This window comes from Novosphingobium album (ex Liu et al. 2023), from assembly GCF_029076845.1.
GTDB lineage: Bacteria > Pseudomonadota > Alphaproteobacteria > Sphingomonadales > Sphingomonadaceae > Novosphingobium.
The window spans coordinates 14108-38238 of sequence record NZ_JARESE010000063.1; the positions used below are offsets into that span (position 1 = coordinate 14108).

The window sequence follows — 24131 nt, forward strand, 5'->3', positions numbered from 1 at the left end:
CGTTTCCGATTGCCAGCAGTTCCGCTATGCCGCCGCGCGATGCCCCGTCTCTTCGTCTTCGGCCTCGGCTATACCGCCTCCGTCATCGCCCGCGCCCTGGCGGCGCGCGGCTGGGAGGTGATCGCCACCGGGCGCGAGGGCCAGCTGGGGTTCGACGATAGCGGCAATGTCCGCCTGGCGCTGGCCGATGCCGATCACGTGCTGTCCTCGGTCCCGCCCGGCGGCGAGGGGCTGGACCCGGTGCTGGACCGCTATGGCGCGGCGCTGCGCGGCAAGGCGCTGTCCTACCTTTCGTCCACCGGCGTCTATGGCGATGCCGGCGGCGCCTGGGTCGATGAAAGCGCGCCCACCGGCACGGGCCGGCGCACCGCGCGCAGCGATGCGGACGCGGCCTGGCTAGCGCTGGGCGCGCGCGTCTGGCGACTGCCGGGGATCTACGGGCCGGGGCGCAGCGTGCTCGACCGGGTGCGCGCGGGGCGCGCCCACCGCATCACGCTGCCGGGGCAAGTGTTCAGCCGCGTGCATGTCGAGGATATCGCCAGCGGCGTCATCGCCGGGCTGGACGCGCCGCCGGGCGCCTACAACCTGGCCGACGACCTGCCTTGCGGCCAGAACGCGCTGGTGGAGGAAGCCTGCCGGCTGCTGCGATGCGATCCGCCGCCGCTCCTGGCGCTGGAGGAGGCGGACCTTTCGCCCATGGCGCGCGCGTTCTATGCGGAAAACCGGCGCGTGGCGAACGGCAAGGCGAAGCGCGTGCTCGGCTGGCGGCCCCGCTATCCGACGTATCGCGAAGGGCTACGCGCGCTGCTTGCGGGCTGACAGCGCCATGAGCAGTCCGGCGATCGCCAGCACCGCGCCGCCTACCGCCAGGCCCGTCCAGCGATAGCCTTCGAACGCGGTCGAAAGCGCCATGGCCACCACCGGCACCGCCACGCCGTTGTAAGCCGCGCGGCCGGCGCCCATCGCGCGGATCAGCCCGAAATAGAGCGGGAAAGTGACGACCGAGCCGAAGATCGCGAGATAGGCGATGCCCGCCAGGTATTCCCAGCGCGGATCGAAGCGCGGCGGGCCGGCGGTGGCCAGGCTGAAGGCCGCATTCACCAGCACGCCCCAGAACATGGCCCAGGCGATCAGCGGCACCACCGGCTGGCGGCGGCCCACCGAATTGGCCTGCAGCACGTTCGCCGCCGATGCGCTGAACAGCCCGGCGCACGTGAACAGGATGCCGAGCGCGACCCGGCCGCCGGGCAGGGCAACGCGGTATTCGTGCACCAGCAGCAGCGCGATCCCGGCCATGGCGACCAGCGAGCCCGCCAGGAACCGGCGCGTCACCGGCTCGCCCAGGAACAGCCGCGCCAGCACCGCGTTGGGCACCATCAGCAAGGCATAGAACACCGCCACCAGCCCCGATGTCAGGTGCTGTTCGGCGCGATAGACGAACTGGAAATTGCCCACGAACTGGGTCAGGCCCAGCAGCACCGCCAGCCGCATCCCCTCGCCCGAAAGCCGCAGCGATTCGCGCCGCGCCAGCGCCAGCGCGAACATTCCCGCGCAAGCCAGCAGAAAGCGATACGTCACCGACCAGCTTGCCGGCACCGCCCCCACCTGATCCTTGATGACCAGCCAGGTCGATCCCCAGATCGCCGCGACGATCAGGAACGGCACGATGATCCCGGCGCGGATCGTCTCGGGCGCGCCGTCCGCCGCGCTCACAGGCGGGCAATGGCCCGGGCCAGCGCGGCCGCGTGATCCGGGTTCGTGTCCCAGGCGGTGACCAGCCGGGCCGCGTCCTTGCCCCAGTCATAGAATTCGAAGCCCCCGGCGCGCAGCGCGGCGCGCTCGGCCGGGCTGGTGGCCAGGAAGATCTCGTTGGCCTCGACCGGGTGCAGCAGGCGGCCGGGCGCGGCGGCGGCGATCGCCTGCGCGGCGGCATTGGCGGCGCGCGCGTTGTCCAGCCACAGATCGCCTTCCAGCATGGCCAGGATCTGCGCGGCCAGGAAGCGGCCCTTGGATTGCAGGTGCCCCGCGCGCTTGCGGCGATAGCGGATCACCCGCGCCATCTCGGGATCGAAGAACACGATCGCTTCCGCGCCCATGCCCCCGTTCTTGACGAAGCCGAAGCTCAGCACGTCGGCCCCGGCGCAGGCTTCGGCCGGCGCGCAGCCAAGGAACGCGACGGCATTGGCGAAGCGCGCGCCGTCAATGTGCAGGCCCAGCCCGCGCGCGCGGACGAAAGCGCCGATCGCCGCCAGTTCGGCGGGCCGGTAGACGCAGCCATATTCGCTCGCCTGCGTGATCGAGACGGCGTGGGGCTGGACCTGGTGCACGTCGTCGCGGATCGGATCGATCACGGCGGCGATGCTGGCGGGCGTCAGCCTGGCGCTGTCGCCTTCGGCCAGCATCAGCTTGGCGCCGTGAAGATAGAAGCCGGGGGCGCCCGCCTCGTCCATCTCGATATGCGCTTCGCGGTGGCAGACGACACCGCCATGCGGCGGTACCAGCGCGGCCAGCGCCAGACAGTTCGCCGCCGTCCCGGTCGCGACCCACAGCGCGGCGCATTCGCGGCCGAACAGGCGCGAGAAGGCGCCGTCCAGCTCGCGGCTGAGGGCATCGTTGTCATAAGGCGAATCGGCCGCATCGGCGGCGTGCATGGCGCGCCATAGCGCGGGATGCACGGCGGCGGCATTGTCGGACGTGAATTGCATGGCCATATCGCCCTGCGAGCGGAAGCCGGTCCCGTCAAGCACCGGACAGCGGGAAACCGCACAACGGCAAGGAGCAGCGCATGGTCGGCGTCACCATCACCAAGCACGATCACGGGAATGCGGGCGAATATCATGCCCATGTCGCCGACAGCGACCACATCGGCCGCCTGACCTGGGTGGTGCGTGACGGCGTGCACGTGGCCGAACACACGCTGGTGCCCGGCGAGATCGGCGGGCGCGGCGTCGCCGGGCGGCTGGTCGAGGCGCTGGTGGCCGACGCGCGCGAGAACCACTTCAAGATCCGGCCGCAATGCACTTACGTGGTCGCCGCCTTCGCCAGGCACCCCGAATGGGCGGACCTCAAAGGCTGAGGCGCACCGCAAGGGGGAGCGAAACGCGCTCTTCCGCGCAATCCTTCAGGGGCGCGGGTGCAACTCGCGCAGGCGGTCGAACGCCGTGCCCGGTCCTTCGGCCAGCCGCGCCGCGATCAACTCGCACACGTCCTCGGGCGAATGCGTTTCGGTGTCGATCGTCAGGTCGGAAACCTGGTTGCGATAGACTTCCTCATAGAACCACGGCCGCAGCCGGGTGAGGCGATCGACGATCTTTCGCGCCGCGTCCTCGCCCAGCAAGTCCACCGGGATCTTCTTGTCCATCCGCCGCTCGGCCACGCGGCGTTCCAGCACCTCGAACGGCGGGCGCAGCGTCACCAGCAGCACGGGCAGGCCACGGGTGCGCCAGACCAGATCCTGCAGCACCGGCGGGTCCATCATCAGCAAGTGATCGAACACCACGTTGAGCCCCTGGCGCGAGACCGCGGCCATCCATTCGTGCATCGCCGCGAACGCGCGCATGGCCTGGTCGGCGAAGACCCAGCGCAGGGGCCCGTCGGGATCGGCCGGATCGCGCGGCACGGCGCTGATGCCTTGCACGGCGAGCGGACCGTGGTGGCCGTATTTCGCCGGCAGCGTGTTCGCGGTGAAATGGTCTATGCCGTAGAGCAGCCAGTAATCGTCGCGCCGCTGCTGGAACAGCTCGCAAGTGGTGGACTTGCCCGAACCCGACGTGCCGTTGACGACGACGATCTGGCCCGGCGCGGTCATGCCGCCCCCAGCGCGATCTCGCCGCGCGCGATGCGGCGGAACGTCTCGTCGGGGCAGAATTCCTGGTTGTCGCCCCAGTGGGTCACGCCGTCCCAGTCCCATTCGACCAGCGACCAGACGACGGTGTGGTCGGTATAGCCGGTGAAGACCAGGCCCGGATCGATGCTGCCGGTGGCGCGCATCGTCCGGCCGAGCGCATCGGCGGCTTCGAACACCACGCTGGACGGGCCGAACCGGCCGTATTCAATGATCTCGCGCTTGCCCGAGACGAGGCTGGCCATCGTGCCGTCCCGCATGATGTAGCCGCCGATGCTGGCCGCCTCGCGCCCCGCGCCCATGCACAGCGCGTGGAAGCTGCTGTTTGCGGCGATGCCCCAGAAATAGCCGCCGCGCGCCAGCGATTCGTAATCGCGCGCGCCATAGGACGTGTCGCGCATCGAGAAGCAATCGACCGCGAACGCCTCGCCGTGCCGGCGGATCGTGCCCTTCATCCGGCCGGGCTGCTCGATATGGAACTTGGCGGTCGCCTTCTGCCCGGCATCACCAGTCTTCAGCTCATGCATCGGGCCGATCGCGGTCCATTCCAGATCCAGCTCGAAGCCGTCCCTGGCATAGTCGAGCTTGTAGCGCCGCAGCGGCTCGATCACCCGGCAGGAAAGCGAATTGCGCGCCCGCATGTCGAACTTGCGCGCGCCCGCCGGCAGCGCCTGCAAGTGGCTCCAGTTGTAGTAGAGGCAGTTCCACTGGAACGTGCCCGACGGATCCCACAGCACCGGGCCACCGTTCAACATGCCCATGTTAGGGCGGAAGTAGTACTGGATCAGCCCGTGCATCCGCCGTTCCGGGATCGACATCGAGAACCACACGCTCTCGTTCCAGTAGGGATTGTCATCGCGGCCGGCGCCGAAATGGTCTGCGAAGCTGAGGTCGGTCATGACGGTTCGTGTCCCTCGGGCCAGGTGATGTCGAGACGCAGGCGGGTGAGCGTCAGCGTGGCGATGCGCCATGCCCCGCCTTCGCGCCGGTAGGTTTCATGGTAATGGCCGCGCCCGAGGATGGCTTTCCAGCCGGTGCGCGGGTGGGCCTGCTCCCACTCGATCACGTCCTGCATCGCCCAGATGCCGGTGGCGGTGCCATCGTCCAGCAGTTCGATCTCGCCGGTCAGGCCCTGGTGGCAGGAAACCGCGTGCTCCAGCGAATGGCGCAGGCTTGCCGCATAGGCATCACCCCCCGCGACATAGACCGCCCCTTCGGGCGTCAGGACTTTGAGATCGGCGGCGAACACCGCACGCAGCGCGTCCCACTGCCTGGTGTCCATCAGGCGGAAATAGCGTGCCTTGAGCGCGCGAATCGCCTCGATCGCCTCAAGCCGTTCCAGCCTGTCCATGCCTTCCCCCGCGATCGTTCTCGCCGGCCAAGGCAGCAAAGCCCCACCGGCTTTGCAAGCGCCGGCGCATGACCCCGGGCGCAATCCGCCTTGCGGAATTCGGACAGGCCGGGCTTCGGGTGGGCGGCGATCAGCCTTGCAGGTTCGGCGCGAAGCCGCGCGCCAGATAGCTTTCGGCCAGCCCCGCCAGATAGGCCGCGCCCATCGGCATGACGGTTTCATCCACCATCATGCGCGTGGAATGGATGCCGCAGCACTGCCGCCAGTCGTCGCCCTGATGGCTGACGCCCAGGAAGAACATCGCGCCGGGCAGCTTTTCCAGCACATAGGCGAAATCCTCTGCGCCCATGATCGGGTCGGCCAGCCGCAGGAAGGCCTGATCGCCGAACATGTCGCGCGCCACCGCCTCGCCGAAATCGACCGCGCGCGCATCGCAGACGGTGACGGGGAAGCCTTCCATGATCGTCGTCTCGGCGCTGAGCCCGTGCGCCCCGGCGATGCCCGCGGCGAGCAGTGGCAATTCGTCCTTCAGCCGCGCGCGGCTGGCGGCCGACAGCGTGCGCATCGTGCCCGTCATCCGCGCGCTGTCGGGGATGACGTTGTGCGCCGTGCCGCTGGCGATCTTCGCGATCGTGACGACGACCGGATCGAACACGCTGTAGCGCCGCGCCACCATCGTCTGGATGGCCGAGACGATCTCGCAGGCGACCGGCACCGGATCGAGCGTGTCGTGCGGCATGGAGGCGTGGCCGCCGCGCCCGCTGACCATGATCTCGATCTGGTCGGCGGCGGCCAGCAGCGGCCCGGCGCGCCCGCCGACCAGCCCGTGCGGCGCATTGGGCATGACATGAAGCGCGAAAGCGGCATCGGGCAGCGGGTCCAGCAAACCATCGCGCAGCATGAAGCGCGCGCCGTGGTGGCCCTCCTCGCCCGGCTGGAACATGAAGCGCACCTCGCCCTTGAGCGTGGCCCGGCGCGCGCACAGCAGTTCCGCCGCGCCCGCCAGCATCGCGACATGCGCGTCATGCCCGCAGGCGTGCATCACGCCGGGAATGGTGGAGGCGAAAGCGAGCCCGGTTTCCTCGGGCATCGGCAGCGCATCCATGTCGCCGCGCAGCAGGACCGAGGCACCTTCGCCGCCCTCCCCCGCCAGCGTCGCGACAAGGCCAGTGGTCGAAGGCCCCTCACGCCAGGTCAGCGGCAAGTGCGCCAGCGCGGCGCGAACCTTGTCGCGCGTTTTCGGTGTGTGCAGGCCAAGCTCCGGCTCGGCGTGGATCGCGCGGCGCAGGCCGGTGATCCGATCGGCGATATCGCGGGCTTGGGCAATCAGGGCTTCGTGCAGCATCGCGGCATCTTACGCGGCGCAAGCGCGGTGTCGAGGGTGGGATACCTACTTGCGCAGCAGCCCGTCGAGCCGGTCGGCCAGCCGCAGCGCGAAGGCGACGATCGTCAGCGTCGGGTTGGCCCAGCCCGCCGTCGCGAAGACCGAGGAGCCGGCGACGTGCAGGTTGGCATAGCCGTGCACCCGGCAATCGGCATCGACCACGCCGTGCCGGGGATCGGCGCTCATCCGCGTGCCGCCAAGGTGATGATAGCCGGCGATCGGGTGGTTGCCGACGGTGGGATCGACCGGCCAGGCAGGGCCGGGTTCCGAAAGCCATTCGCTGGGCGTGACCGAGCCCTTGCCCATGCGGCGCATCTCTTCATCGAACACGCGGGTGACGACGCGCGCGGTGTGCTTGTCGAGCGCCGACAATTGCCACGAGAGGTCGGCCCGGCGCTGGCCCAGTTCGTCGCGCGCGGCCGAGAGCAGCACCCGGCTGTCCGGGTTGGGCGCCTGCTCGCCGCGGATGATGAGGTAGAGCCCGGTCATCCCGGCATTGGCCATCGCCGCCTCGATCGGCTCGCGCACCACGCGGTGGAACCACGCGCGCATCCCGCGATAGAGATGATCGAGCGTGCGCCCGGTGCGGTTGGGGTTCAGCGAATGCTTGATCGTGCCGTAAAGCTTGTTGCCCAGCGCCACGCCCTTGTTCGGGTCGCGCTGCAGCTTGAACGTGACGATCGAATTGAGCGCGCCTTCGCTTTCCTGCACCGCGTCGGCCAGCCGCAGCACCGGGGCGAGCGGCGGCCCGGCCTTCATGAAGCGCTTCTGGTAGGCCGCCCACAAGTCGAACGGGCGCGTGGTATCGGCCCGCGCGATCCGCCCGGTGGGATGCTCCATGAAGAAGCGGCCGACCTGATCGTGCGCGTTGCCCACGCCCGCCGCCTCGACATCGTCCGAAGCGAGCATGAGCCGCGCGTTCTCGATCGCGCCGCAGGCGAGCACGAAATGCGTCGCCGCGATCACGGCGCTCCGCCCGCCCAGCGAGCGCACTTCGACATGCTCGATCGACCCGGCGTTGGCGGCGGCCTGCAGCTTCACCGCGTTGGCATGGAGCAGCACGGTGACGTTGGGCGCGTCGATCAGGTCTTTCGCGCGCGAGGCGGCGAAGCGCTCGCTCGCCTCGTCGAAGCGCCACAGCTCGGTCGCCAGCTTTTCGGGATCGAAGCCCTGATCGGCAATGCCGACGAGGCGATAGGCATCGTCCCATTCGAACGGGCCGATCTCGAAGATCTCGTGCGCCTGGCGATACCACGGCATCAGGTCCGCGCGGCCGATCGGCCAGCCCGAATGCGGCACCCAGTCGCGCCGGCGGAAATCGATATCGTCGAACAAGGCGCAGCGCCCGCCCCAGATCGACACCGTGCCGCCGAAGAAGCGCAGCCGCGATTCCTCAAGGTCGTAATAAGGCATCCCCACGTTTTCGCCCTTGTAGAGCGCCTGGGTGCGTTCCTCGAAATCGAGCCCGCCGCTTTCGGCCAGGCACACGCTGTGCCCCGCCTGCATCAGCGCGCGCGCCAGCGGCACGCCCGCCGCGCCCGCGCCGATCACGCAGACGTCGAAGCGCCGGCCGGCCAGGGCATCGGCATCGCGGGCCAGGTCGATCAGCACGGCGCCGCCTCGCGGGCCGGGCCGGTCCCGGCGAATGTCTGTTCCCACCAGCACGCGAACATGGCGATGGCGTAAAGGATGCGGCCGTGATTGGCGAGACCCGCCGCGTGTTCGGCAAAGAGCTTCTCCACCGCGTCCTGCCGCAAGTAGCCGCTGCGGCTGGCCGCGCTGCCGCTCCACGCCTCGCGCGCGAAGGTGGCGAAGCCGCCGCTGAACCATTCGGCGAAAGGCAGCTGGAAGCCCAGCTTGCGATCGTCGAGCGCGCCGGGGAACAGCCAGGGCTCCACCGCCTTGCGCAAGGCATATTTGCCCACCTTGCCGCGCAGCTTCATCGCGCGCGGCATCGTCAGCGACCAGTCGACCAGCTTGTGCGAGAGGAACGGCACGCGCGCTTCCAGCGAATGCGCCATGCTGCCCCGATCGGTGCGGTTGAGCAGCGAGGAAGGCATGTGCACGGTCAGGTCGGCCAGCATGAACTGGTCCAGCGGATCGAGATCGCGCGCGCCGGGCCAGCCGAAATACTCGCGCTCCAGATCGGCGAAGGGATGGTCGCTTTCCTGCCGGGCGTGGAAGCCCGGCTCGTACAGATCCTCGCGCACCCAGGGGGTGGAAATCTGGGTGCCCTGGAAGAAGCGCTGGTAATTGCTTTCCAGCAGGGCCGACTGGCGAAAACGCCGTGCGTTCTGCCGTAAGTAGTTGAACCGCTTCGATCCCAGGCCCGGCGCACGGTCGATCGCGGCAAGCAGCGGATCGAGCAGGCGCAAGTACGGCGCCATGCGCGCGGCGGCGAGCGCGGTGCGCTGGCGCTTGTAGCCGGCGAAGATCTCGTCGGCCCCCTCGCCGCAAAGCACCACTTTCACATGCTGCGCCGCCAGCCGCGAGACGTGCCAGACGGGCACGGCCGCCGTCGCGGCGCAAGGCTCATCGAAAACGGCCTGCACTTGCGGCAGCATCACGCCGGCATCCTGCGGTTCAAGCGGCAGGACGATATGCTCGCAGCCCAGATGCCGCGCGATTCGCGCCGCCGCCTCGGTCTCGTCGATCGAGGTGCCGGGAAAGCCGACGGTGAACGCCTTGACCGGGGCGCTGGCGTGCCGGGCCATCGCCGCGACCACCGCGCTCGAATCGACCCCGCCCGAAAGGAACGCGCCCACCGTGACATCGGCAAGCATGTGGCGGCGCACGGTATCGTCCACCCGGCGGCCGGTTTCCGCGATCCACTCGGCTTCGGACAACCCCTCCTGCACGGCGAAGCGCGGGGTCCAGAACCGCCGGACCTCGGGATCGCGCTCGGGGCCGAGGTGGAGCAGGTGGCCGGGCGCCAGCGTCCTCACCTCGTTCCAGATCGTGCGCGGCTTCTGGACGTGGCCGAACATGAAGAAATCATGCACCGCGCGCTCGTCCATGGTGAAATCGAGCCCGTCCAGCGCCCGGATCGCGCGTATTTCCGAGCCGAAGGCCAGGCCGCCGCGCTGCAGGCTGTAGTAGAGCGGCTTGATCCCCAGCGGATCGCGCGCCAGCGTCAGGCGGCGGTCGCGCCGGTCCCAGATGGCGGCGCCGTACATGCCTTCCAGCCGGGGCCAGGCATCGTCGCCCCAGCGTGCGAAGGCGGCCAGCACGGTCTCGGTATCGCTGTGCGTGGCAAAGCTCCAGCCCCAATCGGCCAGTTCCGCGCGCAGTTCGGGATGGTTGTAGATCTCGCCATTGTAGACGATCGCGAAGCGCCGGTCGGGCGAGAAGATCGGCTGGTGGCCGCCCGCCAGATCGATGATCGAAAGCCGGCGCATCCCGAAGCCGAAATCATCCTCGGCAAAAAGGCCCTGATCGTCCGGCCCGCGATGGACGATCGTGGCGCAGGCGCGGGCCAGCGCGGCTTCGGCCACCGGCCGGCCGCCGCGCCGATACCAGCCGGCGATGCCGCACATCTAGGTCACTTCCCGTGGATCGTCGGCCAGGAGCTCGACCGGCAGCCGGGCTGCTTCCTCATCACCCTTGCGGTTGAGCGTGCGCAGCGCGGCAACGCCCATCGCCAGATAGGACACCGCCCCGCCGATCGAGACCGCCCAGGCGATGCCGATCGTGCCGAAGCCCTGCAAGGCGAAGATCCCGGCCGCCAGCGCGGAGACCGCCAGCAGCCGCGCGATCAGCGCGTGGCGCGCCCGCCCGGTCGAATGCAGCACGGGCTCGAACGCGACGCTGGCGAGATCGAAGCTGGCGGCGACCGCCAGCGGCACCAGGATCGCCGCGCCCTGCTCGAAATCGTCGCCGCCGATCAGCGCGAGCAGCTGCTTGCCCGCGATCGCCGCGATCCCGATCACGACCACGCCGGCCAGCCCGGCGATCAGGCTGGTCTGCACCGCCAGCTTGCGGAATTCCGCCGCTTCCGAGGATACCCGCACGCGCGCCACTTCGGCATAGACCGCGCGGGTCAGCAGCGTGGAAAGCTTGCTCAGCGCCTGCGAAAGCTGCGCCGCGAGCCGGTAGAGACCGGCCGCGCGAGTCGAGACGAAAGCGCCCACCGCCAGCAGCGGGCCATTGCGCATCGCCGCCTCCAGCGTCGCGCTGGCATATGTCACCATGAAGAAGCGGCCCAGCCCTTCGTTCTCGGCGAAAGCCAGCCGCCATTGCCCCAGGTGCGAGAGCCGCACCGCCTGCGGGCAGAGCCGCCGCGCCATGACCCAGTAAAGCGCCGCTTCCAGGATATCGATCGCGGCCCAGGCGAACAGGAACCGGCCCACGCTCGGCCCCGTGCCCCAGATCGTCAGCGCCGCCAGCAGGCGCCCCACCGGCACCACCGCCTCGACATAGACCGCCATGTCGAAGCGGTGCAGCGCGCGCACGATCCCGGTCGGCGCCGAAACCAGCGCCCAGAGCGAGGCGCAGCAGAAATAGAACGCCAGGTCGATATAGGCGGGGTTGAGATCGAGCCTGTGGGAAAAGCCATAGATCACGACGGCGGCCAGCACGCAGCCGATCACCGCGCCGACCGCGTCGAGCAGCCCGCACAGCAGGCCCAGCCGGCCGAACTTGTCCCACTCCTTCTGGTGCACATGCTCGCTGCCGTACCGCACCACCACGCGCCAGGTCTGGAAACCGGCGATCGCGATCAGCGCCTGCGCGGTGCCGAAGATCAGCGCGAAGTGGCCGAAATTCTTCAGGCCCAGCGTGCGCGTGAGGATCGCGAGATAGGCGATTCCGCAAATTGCGCCAAAGCCCTTGCCGCCCAGCAGCCAGGCCGTGTTCTGGAGGATCCGCCCGATCGGGGTTTTTGTCACGGAGCGGTCAATCTTCGGCATCGAGGTGCATTTGGACGAGGGGCGAGCCACTTGCAAGATTTGCCGCGAAAGGCGCGAAGGCGGAGTGGACTTTCCCTTTGCCGCGCCAGGGAGTAGAGCGGCGCGCTTTCACGCAATCGTCATGTATCGGGAAAGCCGCCGCCAATGATCGAACACGCCATCCTTCTCAGCGCCGGCCAGGGCTCGCGGATGCTCCCGCTGACGGCCGAGCGGCCCAAGTGCCTGATCGACTTTTCCGGCCGGACGCTGCTGGAATGGCAAGTGGAGATGCTGGCGCGCGGCGGCGTGAAGCGGATCGACGTCGTCACCGGCTTCATGACCGACATGGTCGACGCATGCATCGCGCGGATCGCCGATCCGCGCGTGACGATCACCACGCGGTTCAATCCATTCTACAAGGTGGCCGACAATCTCGGCTCGTGCTGGATCGCGCGCGAGGCGATGCGCGGCGATTTCCTGATCCTCAACGGCGATACGCTGGTTTCCGAAGAGTTGGTGCGCCGGGTGCAGCAGGGCGGCGATGCGCCGGGCGGCGGCTGGCCGATCGCCGTGACCATCGACGCCAAGCCATCCTACGACAGCGACGACATGAAAGTGGAACGCGCGCGCGACGGACGCCTCGTCCATATCGGCAAGACACTGACCGCCGCGCAGTCGAACGCCGAATCGATCGGCTTCCTGGCCTTTCGCGGCGAAGGCGCCGACTTGTTCCGCGAAGCCGTGCGCAAGGCGATGCGCACGCCCGAAGGCGTGCAGCACTGGTACCTGAAAGTGATCGACAGCCTGGCCGCCACCGGCAAGGTCGGCACCGTCTCGATCGAAGGGCTGGACTGGGCCGAAGTCGATTTCCTCAACGATATCGAGATTGCGACGCAATTGACCGATCGCTGGGCAGCGGCCGGCAAAGGGTAAACCGCGACGCGCCGGCCCGTCGACAGAACGTGCCTCCCGTGCGACGAGCAACCTTCTGACATAATTCGGCTTTCGTAGGTCGTATCAGGCGCTCCGCTCGTCGCAAACATGCTTGCCTGACGGAACCGAATGGCCCCTTGGCCGCTGCAGCGCACAAAAAATAAGGTGTTGTGCGTAATTTTCGGTGCTAGCGAGGGCCCCGCATTGTTATTTCCTGAACGTGTCGATCTAGACCCGTGGGTTCTGTTCGCGACCATCATGGCCTTGGTCGCTTCGGTATGGATATCGCGCAATGTCGCGGGCCCGGCGCGCAGCCGCGTCCCGTTCAGCGGCGCTGTCGATCTGCTGGCGGCATCGGTCATCACGTTCCTCGCCACTGGCTGGATGGCCGGCTTTCGCGCCAGCCTGCCGCCGCTGCTCGCGTTCCTGGCGCTTTCGGTACTGGTCAGGCTGACGGCGCGCAATCTCAGCGCGCCGGGAAGCGCCTGGCTGACGATCGATTTCGCCGGCGTGCTGATCGGCTGGCTGTGGTCGTGCCTGTTCATCCGCGAAACCGCGCTGCCGCCCGCGCTCGAGGCGCTGGCGCTGGTCAGCCTGACGCTGGGGCTGGTCTTCATCGTTGCCCGCTGCCTGGAACGCGTCGCGCGCGAGGCGCTGCTGACGCACCGGCGCTGGCGCGAGCCGAACGAGGCGCCCGAGGCCGGGCCAGGCCACTTCCGCCCGAAAGTCTCGATCCACCTGCCCTGCTATGCCGAGCCGCCCGAAGTGGTCATGGAGACGATGAACCGCCTGGCCGCGCTCGATTACGACAATTTCGAAGTGCTGGTGTGCGACAACAACACTCGCGACGAGGCGCTGTGGCGGCCGCTGGAGCGGCACACGCGCGAGCTGAACGCCCGGGCGGGCCGCGAGATCTTCCGCTTCTTCCACGTCTCCCCGCTGCCCGGCGCGAAGGCCGGGGCGCTCAATTACCTGCTGCGGCACATGGCGAAGGATGCCGAGCTGGTTTCGGTGGTGGACGCCGATTACTATTCCACGCCGGACTTCCTGAAGCGCCTGGTGCCATTCTTCGAAGACCCGCAGATCGCCTATGTCCAGACGCCGCACGACTATCGCGACTATGCGGACAGCGCGTTCCTGACGAGCTGCTATTGGGAATACATGCCCAACAACAAGGTCGATATGGTGGGCGTGCACGAATATGGCGGCGCCTTCACCATCGGCACGATGTGCCTCTTGCGCACCCGCGTGCTGAAATGCGTGGGCGGCTGGGCGGAATGGTGCCTTACCGAGGATTCGGAAGTTTCGGTGCGGCTGCGCGCCGCCGGCTATCGCGGGATCTATATCGGCGAGACGTTCGGACGCGGCCTGATCCCGGCAACCTACAGCGATTACAAGAAGCAGCGCTTTCGCTGGACCGCCGGCCCGGTGCAGCAGCTCGTGCGCCACTGGCGGCTGTTCCTGCCCACGCCCTGGGCCCGGCCGATGCCGGGCTGGACCAAGCTGCTTGAAGTCCTGCGCTGCATCGCGCCGCTGCAGAACCTGGCCGCGCTGCTTTCGGGCCTGATCGTGCTGGGCATCGTCTCGGCCGCGACATTGCTGGGCGCGCTGCGGCCGATCGCCGTGCCCGATATCGTCTGGACCGTGATGCCACTCGCGATCGCGACCCAACTCGTGCGCGTCTGGCAGCGCTATCGCCTGACCGGCTGCGATCGCATCGGCGCGATGATCCGGGGCGAGATCGCGCGCGCCTCGCTCAGCTATGTGGTGCTGGCGGCCGGGCTCGCCGGGCTGTCCAGCAAGCCGCTGGCCTGGCGGCGCACACCCAAGTTCGGCGAGGGGGACAGCCTGAAGGCGGCGCTGGCATCGGTGCGGGGCGAAACCGTGCTCGGCGCGGCCGGGCTGGCGCTGGCGGGGGCGATGCTGGTGCTGCACGGCCGGATCGGCGACACGTTCGGGATGCTGGCGGCGCTTGGCCTGGCCCTCATCGCCCTGCGCTTCCTTTGCGCGCCTTATATGGCCTGGCTCTCGTTCCGCGATCGGCGGGCGGGCACCGGACTGGTCCAGGACCTGACGATCCCCGCCGTATCGCGCGCCTGAACCGCGCAAGGGCCGCGCGCCCGGATGGACACGCGGCCTTGCGCCGAATTCGCCGTACCGCGCGGGGTCAGGCGATCGCCGCGCGGCGCAGGCTGCGCGCCAGCACGAAGCCGAGCACCGCGCTGGCCAGCAGGCCCACGGCCTGGGCCGCGAGGAAGGGCGGCTCGGTGCCGGTAGGCGCCAGCGCATTGAGCGTGGGCACCTTGAGGAACGATTGCACCACCAGCACGAAGAGGTTGAGGTACAGCGCCAGCGTCGCGGTCACGCCGAAGACGAGGGCTGCCCCGCCGCCCGATGCCAGCTTGCGCCAGGCGGCGAACGCGATGGCCAGATCGATCACCGAGATGATCCCCACTCCCAGCGCCGGCGTGAAGCCGCCGATCGGGAAGAGAAAGCCGGTCAGGCTGGTCGCCAGCGTCGTCCAGAGGAAGACCTGAAGCCAGAGCGAAAGACGGCGGCCAGCGGCATAGGCGGGCAATGCGATCAGTCCGGCCGCGATCGCGACAAGGCTGATGGCAACGTGAAGCGCGGTGAACTGCGCGAGCGAAAGGCCAAGCATCATGACACGTTCCTCCTGTTTCAGACGGCCGCCGCGACGCCGTAGCGCGGCGCGGCATGGGCAAGCGAAAGGTTGGGCCGCAGCGCGGCGCGTGCGGCGATGTAGGCGGTGTAAGCGGCCATGTCGGGCAGCGCGGGGATCGTGATCGTCTCGCCCAGGTCGAGCCCGGCCAGCGCGGCGTCGACCATCTCGTCGACCAGCATCACCATGTGCGCGGGCAGCGTGGCCAGCTTCTCCTCGGTCCAGATCGCGGTGCGGGTGATCCCCGGCAGCACCGCCTGCACGCGCACGCCCTTCGGCCCCAGTTCGGCCTGCAAGGCTTCGGTAAAGGCCAGGACATAGGCCTTGGTCGCCGGATAGACCGCCGTGAAGCCATCGGGCATCAGCGCGGTGACCGAGGTGATGTTGACGATCGTGCCGGTGCCGGCCGCGGCAAGACGCGGCGCGATCGCCGCCGAAAGCCGCGTGACCGCCCGCACGTTGAGGTCGATCATGCCCGAAAGGTAATCGGGATCGGCATCGAGGATCGAACCTTCGTTGGCGATGCCGGCATTGTTGACGAGGCCGGTGATCGCCGCGTCATCGCGCAGCCGCGCCTCGATCCGGGCGAGGTCTTCGATCTTGGCCAGATCGGCGCTGACCACGTCGACCGTCACGCCGGTTTCGGCGTGGAGCCGGTCGGCCAGTTCGGCCAGCTTGTCGGCGCGGCGGGCGACGAGGACGAGGTCATGGCCGCGCCGGGCGAGGCGATCGGCATAGATCGCGCCGATGCCGTCGGACGCGCCGGTGACGAGAAAGGTCTGCTTGGTCATGGGTAATCTCCTTCGGGGGTGGGAGATTCTGGCGGCGGCGACCCACCGCCAGAATGCCGTCATTCGCGGATGAAGTCGAGCAGATCGGCGTTGAAGCGATCCTGGTGCGTTGCAGTCAGGCCATGGTCGGCGCCTTCATAGACCACGAGCCTGGCGCCCTTGACGATCTTGACCGTTTCGAGCGCCGAAGCGCCGATCGGCACGATCTGGTCGTCATCGCCATGGAGGACGAGCGTGGGCACGTCGAACTTGGCAAGGTCGGTGTGGAAATCGCTCTCCGAGAAGGCGCGGATGCTGTCGAGCTGACCCTTGAGGCCGCCCATCATGCCCTCGCGCCAGAACTCCAGCCGGGTCCCTTCGGAAATGACCGCGCCTTCGCGATTGTAGCCGTAGAACGGGATCGTGAGGTCATGGAAGAACTGGCTGCGGTTGTCGTACGTGCCCTTGCGGATCGCGTCGAAGGCATCGATCGGCAAGCCGCCGGGATTGGCCTCGGTCTTGAGCATCAGCGGCGGCACCGCGCCGATCAGCGCGACCTTGGCGACGCGCGCCGTGCCGTGCCGGCCAACGTAGCGGGTCACTTCGCCGCCGCCGGTCGAGTGGCCGACCAGGACCACGTCATGCAGATCGAGCTGCTCGATCAGTTCGGCAAGGTCGTCGGCGTACTGGTCCATGGTGTTGTCGGCCCAGACCTGGTCCGAGCGGCCATGGCTGCGGCGGTCGTGGGCGATGGTGCGGAAGCCCTGATTGGCGAAGAACACCATCTGCGCGTCCCACGCGTCGGCCGAAAGCGGCCAGCCGTGCGAGAAGACGATGGGCTGGGCATCCTTGGCGCCCCAGTCCTTGTAGAAGATGCGGGTTCCATCGCTGGTGGTGATCGTGGTCATCTGGGTATCTCCTGTTGCTCAAGGGCGGCCTTGCGCCCGGTGAGATCGGAAGTACCTTGGCTCCGGCGGGCGCGGGATTGGCGGAACCGACATTGACCGGGCCGAAACTGACAAAGGGCCGAAGCAGGCCCGCAAACCACAAGGGGAAGCGGCGATGGCGGCGGACAAGCCGGAGGCCGAAGTGGGCCTGGTGCTCTATCGGCAATGCCAGATGGCGATGGTCCACGGCATGACCGACTTGCTGGCGATCGCCTCGACCTTCTCGGTCGAGCGCGGCGGGCCGCGCGTGCGGGTCAGCCACTGGATCATCGACGAATGCGGCGATGTCACGCGCCAGTACGACACCGATCGCGGCAAGTCGGGCGAGCCCGACGTGCTGATCGTGCCGGGGCGGCTGACCGGCCCGCCGGGCCTTGAGGAATCGGCGCCCTATGCGCGCTGGCTGCTCGATCGCCACGCGCGCGGCACCACGCTCGCCTCGAACTGCGGCGGCGCTTTCCTGCTGGCGGCCACCGGGCTGCTCTCGGGCCGCCCCGCGACCACGCACTGGCTCTTCGCCGAAGCCTTTCGCGAGCGTTTTCCCGAAGTCCTGCTCGATCCCGACCGTATGGTGATCGAGGATGGCGACATCATCACGGCGGGCGGGCTGATGGCCTGGACCGACCTTGGCATCCGCCTTGTCGATCGCCTGCTGGGGCCGACCGTGATGATCGAGACCGCCAAGTTCCTGCTGGTCGACCCCGCCGGGCGCGAGCAGCGCCACTACAGCCGCTTCGTCCCGCGCCTGACGCACGGGGACGAGCCGATCGTCAAGGTGCAGCACTGGCTGCAGGCCAGGTCCGGCATCGGCGTCAACGTCACCGACATGGCCGGGACGGCGGGGCTGGAGGAACGCACGTTCCTGCGCCGGTTCAAGGCGGCGACAGGCATGAAGCCCACCGAATACGTCCAGCACTTGCGCATCGGCAAGGCGCGCGAACTGCTGGAATTCACCAGGCGCTCGATCGACCAGATCGCCTGGTCGGTCGGCTATGAGGATTCCTCCGCGTTCCGGCGCGTGTTCCAGCGCATCCTCGGCCTGTCGCCGGGCGAATACCGCAACCGCTTCCATTCGGGCGCCGATCTGGCAGTGGCGGCGTAACCAAGGCGGTCGGTCGCGGGTGTTCTGGAGAGCGACCAAACGCCTCCCCAAAAAACGTCACCTTGAACTCGTTTGGGAATTATCCCCTTCGAACACGTAGGCACATTCGTCGCCCCGGGCTTGACCCGGGGCCGCGCTGCCTTTGCCGATGTAGCGGGAGAAGCGGGATCCCGGGTCAAGCCCGGGATGACGGGGGAAGAAGTACGTGTCCGAAGGGAATAATCACCCGATGCTGAAACCAGTTCAGCATGACGGGGAGCAACAGGTACGGCCGAGCCCTGACGACAGCCTAGAAGCCCCCCTTCAGCCACGTCACCAGCGCGGCCAGATCCACGCCTTCCAGCGTCACCGCGTGGCCGAGATCGGGCACCTTGGGCCAACCGCAATCGACGAATTCACGGCCGCGCCATTCGCGCGCGCCTTCGTAGCGCGGGATGACGTGGAAGTGGACATGGGGGTCCACCATCATCAGCATCAGGTAGTTGAGCTTCGCGTAATCCACCGCTCGCGTAAGCGCGGCCTCGATCGCGGCGGCCGCCGGCTTCAGCTCGGCATGGGCCCCGGCGGGAAGATCGCCGAACGCGGTCGCATCCGATTTCGCCGCCAGCACCAGCGAGCCCAGCGTCGGCTGCGCCGGGCGGGCGAGCACGACCCAATGTTCGAACTCTGCCACCAGCGTTGCCGGGAAGCCGAACCTTGCGATCGTCTCGTTCATTTCAGCCCTCCGCCAGCCACGAGGTGATCGTACCTCCGCGCGCCCGCACGATCCAGGCCTGCACCAGCCGCACCGCGTGGACCACGCAGGAGATCGCCGTCCACCACGCCACCGCGATCAGGCCGAGGTCGGGCCGCGCAAGCAGCGTGGCGACGAACAGGATCACCATGTTCGGATTGCGGCGCGCGGTGATCAGGCGGAACCGGCTGTCGAACCGGCGCCAGACGTGGATGTGCATCATCCCGTTCTGGCGCATGAACACACCCTCGATCAGCCGCTGGACCAGATAGCCGCCCTGGATCGCGCCCTGCACCCACCAGAACGTCACGGTATCATAGGCCAGGCCCCAGGTCGCCAAGCCGGTCGCCCAGAACCACCACCAGAACGGCGGGTGGACCAGGTCGATGCCATGATCGAACACGTTGCCCCATTTCGACGAGGTGATCGTGCAGCGCGCGAGCTTGCCGTCCACCGTATCGAACACCATGAACACGAGGCCGAGCGCCATGCCCAGCCAATAGCGGCCATCGGCAAAGCACCAGGTGGCGATCACGCACAGCAGCGCGCCCGCCGCCGTCACCATATTGGGGGTGATGCCCAGCTTCGCGGCGATGCGCGTCAGCACCAGCGCCCATTCGGGCCACAGGTACTTGGTGAGCAGATCGGTAACGCCCTTGTAGGCGCCGAAATAGCTCGCCCGCTCCAACGCGCGCACCGTATCCGGGCGCAGCGGCATCAGGAACGGCGTCTCGCGCTTCCTGAGCTGCTTGTTCTCGATGGTCGGGCCGTCCTCGAACGCGATCATTTCCAGCCCGGCGGCATCGGCCAGCGGCGCGCCGTCACGCATGGCCGCCCCGATCCGCGCCGCCTCGCCGGCATCGCGGGCATGGGCCAGCGCAGGCACGCCGCCCAGCGTCAGCACCGCGCCGGGCCGGGCCAGGAACTCGCGCAGCCACGAGGGATCGAAGGCGAAGGCCGCGTTGGCCAGCAGCCGGGGGCCCGGCGCGGCCCCGGCCGATGTCGCCAGCCCCGCCGCGCGGGCGATGCGGCGCACGCGCTCGGGCATCGTCAGGCCCCAGAGCCGGGTCGGGTTCTCGCCGATCGTTTCGACCGGCAGCGCTTGCGCTTGTTCCACCATGGCCGTCGCACGTAGTCGAGCCGCTCGCCGCTGACAATCGTGGCCCCCTGGCGCGCGCCTCGCGCCTGCCCGCGCGGGGTACAAACGCGGTTCACGAAACCACCATGGAGCGCCGCCATTTGCAACAAATGTGTAACAGTGGCTTGTCAGATTCGGTTTTCCTGATGATTTTCCGCTTATTCGGCACTAAGTAGCTTTTGCCGTGCACGGAACGATCCACGAACTTGAAACGCTGCGCCTGTTCGAGCAGCCCGAACCGAGGGGAAATCCGCGGCCTTCGCGCTATGTCCCGCGCGGCCGGGCCGTGCCGCTGGTGGGCATCGTGCGCAACCCGCGCAGCCACCGCAACAAGCGCAACGCGCCCGAACTGGCCGAATGCTCGAACATCCTGACGCGCACGCCCCGCTCGCGCGAGGCGCTGCGCGAATGCCTTGAGGAATTCGCCCGGCGCGGGATCGATTTCCTCGTGGTCGATGGCGGTGACGGCACCGTGCGTGACGTGCTGAGCTGCGGCGTCGACATCTTCGGCGATACCTGGCCCAAGCTGGCCGTGCTGCCCAAGGGCAAGACCAACGCGCTGACCGTCGATCTGGGCCTGCCCAACCACTGGTCGCTCACCGAAGCGCTGATCGCCGTGCGCAATGGCAACACCGTGCGCCGCCGGCCGCTGCGGATCACGCCTGCCGATGGCGCGGGCGGCCTGGCGCAAGGCTTCATCCTGGGCGCGGGCGCGTTCACGCTCGCCACCGAAGTGGGGCAGGAAGCCCACCGGCGCGGCGCGTTCAACAGCTTCGCCGTGGCGCTGACGGTGCTGTGGGGCATCGCGCAGACCATTTTCGGGCGCAAGGGCAATCCCTGGCGCGCGCGCACGCCGATGCGCATCATCGACCGGCTGACCGGCCGCGAATTGCCGCACAACGGCCGGGGCCGCGCGGACGAGCGCTTCCTGGCCGTGGCCACCACCTTCGAGAAGTTTCCGCTGGGCGCCCGCCCCTTCGGCCGCCACCCCGCCCCCGGCCTGAAGCTGGGCGTGATCGACTGGCCCTCGCGCCTGGTCATGGCCATGCTGCCGGTGATCCTGCTGGGGCTGGGCGAGCGCCTTATCGGCCGCAACGGCGCGCACCGCCTGGCCACCGGCAAGATCGAGCTTGATCTGGGCGGCCCGTTCATCCTTGATGGCGAAGCCTTTCCCGCGGGCCGCTATATCCTTGACGAAGGTCCGCAGCTCACTTTCGTGGTGCCATGACCGGAACGCTCGATGCGCGGATCGCCGCCGCGCTGTCCCGGCCGGTCGCCCCGCCGGTGAGCGCGTTCGCCACGGCGCTGGCCGCGGACGCGGATGCGCTGGCGGTGCTGTTCTACGGTTCGAACCTGCGCACCGGCGCGCTTGACGGCGTGCTCGATTTCTACGTGCTGTGCGACGGGCCGGTGGAAACCGGCATCTGGCCGCGCGTCAGCTATCACGAGCGGGACCACGGCGGCGTAACGCTGCGCGCCAAGGTCGCGACGATGGCGCTGGCCACCTTTCGCGAGGCCGCCGCCGGCCGCCTGCTCGACACCACGATCTGGGCCCGCTTCGTCCAGCCCAGCGCGCTGGCCTGGGCGCGGGACGAGGCGGCGGCGGAGCGCGTGGCCGAAGCCGTGGGCCTGGCCGCCTGCACCGCCGCGCGGCTCGCCGTCGCGCTCGGGCCCGAGGCGGCGACGCCCGATGCCTACTGGCGCGCGCTGTTCCGCGCGACTTACGCCGCCGAGTTCCGCGTCGAGAAGGCGGGGCGCGAGGATTCGATCCTTTCCGCCAATCGCGGGCATTTCGACGGGCTGCTGCCCCTGGCGCTGATCGCCGGCGGGATCGGCTTCGCGCGCGGGCCGCAAGGCGTGATCCGCCCCGAGCTTTCGCCCGCTCAGCGCCTGCGGACGCTGCGCTGGTGGCGGCGGCGGCAGAGGCTGGGCAAGCCCTACAACTTCGCGCGGCTGCTGCGGGCCTCGACCACGTTCGATGGCGCGGCCCGCTACGCCGCCTGGAAGATCGAGCGGCATACCGGCGTGCCGGTGCCGCTGACCCCGTGGCGCGAACGCCACCCCGTGCTGGCGGCGCCCGGCGTGCTGTGGCGGGTGTGGCGCGCCAGGCGGGCGCGGGCGTGACGCCAACCGCGCTGGTGCTCGCCGGCTCGCGGCCGGGCGTGCCCGATCCGGTGGCCAGGGCCGAAGGCCTCTCGCACAAGTCGCTGGTCGAAGTGGACGGGCAGGCGATGCTCGCGCGCGTGGTGGCGGCGGTGCGCGAGGCGGGGATCATCGCCTGCGTGGTCGCGACCGGGGACGCGCAAGTGGCCGCGCTGGCCGCCGATCTGGGCTGCGAGGTGCTGCCTTCGGCCGAAGGGCCCAGCGCCAGCGTCGCCGCCGCCTTCACCCGCTATGGCGCGCCGATGCTCGTCACCACCGCCGATCACGCCTTGCTGGAAGGCCGGTGGATCGCCGGGTTCCTGGACGATACGCCGCCCGGCGCCGACGTCGCGGTGCTGATGGCCCGGCGCGAGGCGATCGAGCGGGCGATGCCCGGCAGCCGGCGCACCTACATGCGCTTTGCCGATGGCGAATGGTCGGGCTGCAACCTGTTCCTGCTGGCCACGCCGCGCGCCTGGCCGGCGATCGAGACCTGGTCGGCGGTGGAGGCGGATCGCAAGCGGCCCTGGCGGATCGCGATGCGGCTGGGGCTGCGCACCCTGTTCGATTATGCGCGCGGCAGGCTGACACTGAACGATGCGCTGGCCCGGCTGGGCCGGCGCGTCGGCCTGACGGCCTGCGCCGTGCCCGCGCGCGACGGCCTGGCGGCCGTCGATGTCGACAAGGTGGAGGATCTGGCGGACGTGCGGCGCCTGGTCGCCGCGCGGCCGGCGATCACATGTATTTCATCTGGATGCGGATCGACTTGACGCCCGGCCCCACCGCGATCGCGGTCTTGGCATAGCTCGGCTTGCCGAGATTGAAGATATTGATGCTCGGGTTGTTCGACATGCCGCCGCCGTCGGTGGTGATCTCGGTCTCGCCATTGCCGTTGATATCGTGGCGCACGGCGATGCCATAGCTGCCCGCCGCCGGCACCGGCATACAGAAAGTCATCGTCCCGGCCCTGGCCGGCGCTTCGATGCGATAGATCCAGCGGCCCTTGGCCAGCCAGTCGGCCGCCGTGGCGCGATAGGACTGGACGCGCAGCTTGCCCGCGGACGACTTGATGCCATCCACCGTCACCATCACCGCGGGCCCGCCGCCGGCCACGCACTTGCCGGGATCGTTGCGGATCTCCTGGCGATACTGCGCGGCCGCCGGGGCGGCGGTGGCAAGCCCGAAAGCGCCGAGCGCGAGCGCGCCGGCGGCGAAATACCTCTTCATTGCTCCCGATCCCTTCGGAAAGGTCGAAGTCATCGTGTTACCCATGTCCTTTGTGGATGACAAAGCGGCGACGAAGCGTCGGCCGCGCCCAGCGGCGCCGGCATCTTCCGTTTTCATGTTGCGCGATCTAGGATTCACGCCGTGAATAGGAACTGAATTGCGCGTGTGGCCACGCGCGCCTCGTTCCGTCGCACCCAGCCCTTCGCTCTGGCGCGCATATCGGCCGATCAGGGCGATCACGTAAATCAGCGTGTGGAAAACGCGCGGCCGGCTGCTTGTCGCCCCGCGCGGCGATGTTTAATCGCTTCTGAAAGGAGCCGTTTTCCCGACATGGTCGTCCCGCTCATTTCACCCTCTATCCTGTCCGCTGACTTCGCGCGTCTCGGCGAGGAAATTCGCGCCATCGACGAGGCCGGCGCCGACTGGATCCATGTCGACGTGATGGACGGCCATTTCGTGCCCAACATCACCATCGGGCCCGGCGTGGTCAAGGCCTTGCGCCCGCACACCGCCAAGCCGTTCGACGTGCACCTGATGATCGCCCCGGTCGACCCCTACCTTGAGGCTTTCGCCGAGGCGGGCGCGGACATCATCACCGTCCATCCCGAATCCGGCCCGCACGTCCACCGCACGGTGCAGGCGATCAAGGCGCTGGGCAAGCAGGCGGGCATTTCGCTCAATCCCGCGACTCCGGCCAAGATGCTGGACTACCTGATCGACGAGATCGACCTGGTGCTGGTGATGAGCGTCAACCCCGGCTTCGGCGGGCAGAGCTTCATCGCCAGCCAGCTCCGCAAGATCGAGGCGGTGCGCAAGATGATCGACAAGTCCGGGCGCGACATCCGGCTGGAAGTCGATGGCGGGGTGGACCGCGCGACCGCCGGGGACTGCGTCTCGGCCGGCGCCGACGTGCTGGTTGCCGGCACCGCGACGTTCCGGGGCGGGCCAGGGCAATACGCGCGGAACATCGCCGCGCTCAAGGGAATGGGATAGG

24 protein-coding genes are annotated in these 24131 nt (G+C 68.7%); 9 read left to right on the forward strand and 15 right to left on the reverse strand.

Translation table 11 applies throughout. The features are described 5' to 3' along the window. Positions 1 to 39: 39 nt before the first annotated feature. A complete protein-coding gene (locus PYV00_RS18815) occupies positions 40 to 819 on the forward strand; it encodes an SDR family NAD(P)-dependent oxidoreductase (RefSeq protein ID WP_275229834.1) in 780 nt (259 codons plus the stop codon). On the opposite strand, the gene PYV00_RS18820 is transcribed toward PYV00_RS18815, so the two are convergent. Both PYV00_RS18820 and PYV00_RS18825 read right to left on the reverse strand, forming a co-directional pair. Then, on the reverse strand, positions 796 to 1713 hold the full coding sequence (locus PYV00_RS18820; RefSeq protein WP_275229835.1) for a DMT family transporter: 918 nt from the start codon (positions 1711 to 1713) through the stop codon (positions 796 to 798). The two genes, PYV00_RS18815 and PYV00_RS18820, sit on opposite strands and share 24 nt — an antisense overlap. Next, the gene (locus PYV00_RS18825) at positions 1710 to 2705 is read right to left on the reverse strand and encodes a threonine aldolase family protein (protein WP_275229836.1); all 996 of its coding nucleotides are present in this window, start codon (positions 2703 to 2705) and stop codon (positions 1710 to 1712) included. The genes PYV00_RS18820 and PYV00_RS18825 overlap by 4 nt, the downstream gene beginning before the upstream one ends. An 80-nt stretch (positions 2706 to 2785) precedes the next feature. Between PYV00_RS18825 and PYV00_RS18830 the strand changes: the two genes are divergently transcribed. Beyond that, on the forward strand, positions 2786 to 3076 hold the full coding sequence (locus PYV00_RS18830) for a GNAT family N-acetyltransferase (protein WP_275229837.1): 291 nt from the start codon (positions 2786 to 2788) through the stop codon (positions 3074 to 3076). Between the two features lie 45 nt (positions 3077 to 3121). Here the strand turns inward: PYV00_RS18830 and PYV00_RS18835 are convergent, their stop codons facing one another. The 7 genes from PYV00_RS18835 to PYV00_RS18865 form a co-directional block, all read right to left on the reverse strand. Further along, positions 3122 to 3808 (reverse strand): phosphotransferase-like protein, encoded by a 687-nt coding sequence (locus PYV00_RS18835; RefSeq protein ID WP_275229838.1) that lies wholly within the window; start codon positions 3806 to 3808, stop codon positions 3122 to 3124. After that, positions 3805 to 4743, reverse strand: a complete 939-nt coding sequence (locus PYV00_RS18840; RefSeq protein WP_275229839.1) for a hypothetical protein — start codon at positions 4741 to 4743, stop codon at positions 3805 to 3807. The genes PYV00_RS18835 and PYV00_RS18840 overlap by 4 nt, the downstream gene beginning before the upstream one ends. After that, positions 4740 to 5195 carry a nuclear transport factor 2 family protein gene (locus tag PYV00_RS18845; RefSeq protein WP_275229840.1) on the reverse strand — a complete coding sequence of 152 codons (456 nt, stop codon included), beginning with the start codon at positions 5193 to 5195 and terminating at the stop codon, positions 4740 to 4742. Before PYV00_RS18845 ends, PYV00_RS18840 begins: the two co-directional genes overlap by 4 nt. A gap of 130 nt (positions 5196 to 5325) precedes the next feature. Beyond that, a complete protein-coding gene (locus PYV00_RS18850; protein WP_275229841.1) occupies positions 5326 to 6540 on the reverse strand; it encodes a M20 metallopeptidase family protein in 1215 nt (404 codons plus the stop codon). Positions 6541 to 6585: 45 nt separating this feature from the next. Continuing rightward, positions 6586 to 8190, reverse strand: a complete 1605-nt coding sequence (locus PYV00_RS18855; RefSeq protein ID WP_275229842.1) for an FAD-dependent oxidoreductase — start codon at positions 8188 to 8190, stop codon at positions 6586 to 6588. After that, positions 8184 to 10115 carry an asparagine synthase (glutamine-hydrolyzing) gene (asnB, locus tag PYV00_RS18860; protein ID WP_275229843.1) on the reverse strand — a complete coding sequence of 644 codons (1932 nt, stop codon included), beginning with the start codon at positions 10113 to 10115 and terminating at the stop codon, positions 8184 to 8186. Before asnB ends, PYV00_RS18855 begins: the two co-directional genes overlap by 7 nt. Then, positions 10116 to 11486, reverse strand: coding sequence for a lipopolysaccharide biosynthesis protein (locus tag PYV00_RS18865; protein WP_275229844.1), 1371 nt, complete (start codon positions 11484 to 11486; stop codon positions 10116 to 10118). A gap of 144 nt (positions 11487 to 11630) precedes the next feature. On the opposite strand from PYV00_RS18865, the gene PYV00_RS18870 reads away from it, so the two are divergent. After that, positions 11631 to 12398 (forward strand): phosphocholine cytidylyltransferase family protein, encoded by a 768-nt coding sequence (locus PYV00_RS18870; protein ID WP_275229845.1) that lies wholly within the window; start codon positions 11631 to 11633, stop codon positions 12396 to 12398. Between the two features lie 258 nt (positions 12399 to 12656). After that, positions 12657 to 14498 (forward strand): glycosyltransferase, encoded by a 1842-nt coding sequence (locus PYV00_RS18875; protein WP_275229846.1) that lies wholly within the window; start codon positions 12657 to 12659, stop codon positions 14496 to 14498. 67 nt (positions 14499 to 14565) lie between these two features. On the opposite strand, the gene PYV00_RS18880 is transcribed toward PYV00_RS18875, so the two are convergent. The 3 genes from PYV00_RS18880 to PYV00_RS18890 are packed head-to-tail and all read right to left on the reverse strand — an operon-like array spanning position 14566 to position 16756. Further along, entirely contained in the window at positions 14566 to 15060 is a 495-nt protein-coding gene (locus tag PYV00_RS18880; RefSeq protein ID WP_275229847.1) for a hypothetical protein, read from the reverse strand. A 17-nt stretch (positions 15061 to 15077) separates the two neighbouring features. Continuing rightward, positions 15078 to 15869 carry an SDR family NAD(P)-dependent oxidoreductase gene (locus tag PYV00_RS18885; protein WP_275229848.1) on the reverse strand — a complete coding sequence of 264 codons (792 nt, stop codon included), beginning with the start codon at positions 15867 to 15869 and terminating at the stop codon, positions 15078 to 15080. A gap of 59 nt (positions 15870 to 15928) precedes the next feature. After that, positions 15929 to 16756, reverse strand: coding sequence for an alpha/beta fold hydrolase (locus PYV00_RS18890; protein ID WP_275229849.1), 828 nt, complete (start codon positions 16754 to 16756; stop codon positions 15929 to 15931). Between the two features lie 154 nt (positions 16757 to 16910). On the opposite strand from PYV00_RS18890, the gene PYV00_RS18895 reads away from it, so the two are divergent. Beyond that, the gene (locus tag PYV00_RS18895; protein WP_275229850.1) at positions 16911 to 17897 is read left to right on the forward strand and encodes a GlxA family transcriptional regulator; all 987 of its coding nucleotides are present in this window, start codon (positions 16911 to 16913) and stop codon (positions 17895 to 17897) included. A 289-nt stretch (positions 17898 to 18186) separates the two neighbouring features. Here the strand turns inward: PYV00_RS18895 and PYV00_RS18900 are convergent, their stop codons facing one another. Both PYV00_RS18900 and PYV00_RS18905 read right to left on the reverse strand, forming a co-directional pair. Further along, on the reverse strand, positions 18187 to 18612 hold the full coding sequence (locus tag PYV00_RS18900) for an HIT family protein (RefSeq protein ID WP_275229851.1): 426 nt from the start codon (positions 18610 to 18612) through the stop codon (positions 18187 to 18189). A gap of 1 nt (position 18613) precedes the next feature. Then, a complete protein-coding gene (locus tag PYV00_RS18905) occupies positions 18614 to 19750 on the reverse strand; it encodes a CDP-alcohol phosphatidyltransferase family protein (protein WP_275229852.1) in 1137 nt (378 codons plus the stop codon). A 202-nt stretch (positions 19751 to 19952) separates the two neighbouring features. Between PYV00_RS18905 and PYV00_RS18910 the strand changes: the two genes are divergently transcribed. The 3 genes from PYV00_RS18910 to PYV00_RS18920 are packed head-to-tail and all read left to right on the forward strand — an operon-like array spanning position 19953 to position 22680. After that, positions 19953 to 20996 (forward strand): diacylglycerol/lipid kinase family protein, encoded by a 1044-nt coding sequence (locus PYV00_RS18910; protein WP_275229854.1) that lies wholly within the window; start codon positions 19953 to 19955, stop codon positions 20994 to 20996. Then, a complete protein-coding gene (locus PYV00_RS18915) occupies positions 20993 to 21892 on the forward strand; it encodes a hypothetical protein (protein WP_275229855.1) in 900 nt (299 codons plus the stop codon). Before PYV00_RS18910 ends, PYV00_RS18915 begins: the two co-directional genes overlap by 4 nt. After that, positions 21889 to 22680 (forward strand): nucleotidyltransferase family protein, encoded by a 792-nt coding sequence (locus PYV00_RS18920; RefSeq protein WP_275229856.1) that lies wholly within the window; start codon positions 21889 to 21891, stop codon positions 22678 to 22680. Before PYV00_RS18915 ends, PYV00_RS18920 begins: the two co-directional genes overlap by 4 nt. On the opposite strand, the gene PYV00_RS18925 is transcribed toward PYV00_RS18920, so the two are convergent. Further along, entirely contained in the window at positions 22646 to 23137 is a 492-nt protein-coding gene (locus tag PYV00_RS18925; RefSeq protein WP_275229857.1) for a DUF2141 domain-containing protein, read from the reverse strand. The two genes, PYV00_RS18920 and PYV00_RS18925, sit on opposite strands and share 35 nt — an antisense overlap. Positions 23138 to 23467: 330 nt before the next feature. Here PYV00_RS18925 and rpe point away from each other — a divergent pair, with 330 nt between their 5' ends. Then, complete coding sequence (rpe, locus tag PYV00_RS18930; protein ID WP_275229858.1) at positions 23468 to 24130, forward strand: ribulose-phosphate 3-epimerase; 663 nt, start codon at positions 23468 to 23470, stop codon at positions 24128 to 24130. Position 24131: the final 1 nt, after the last annotated feature.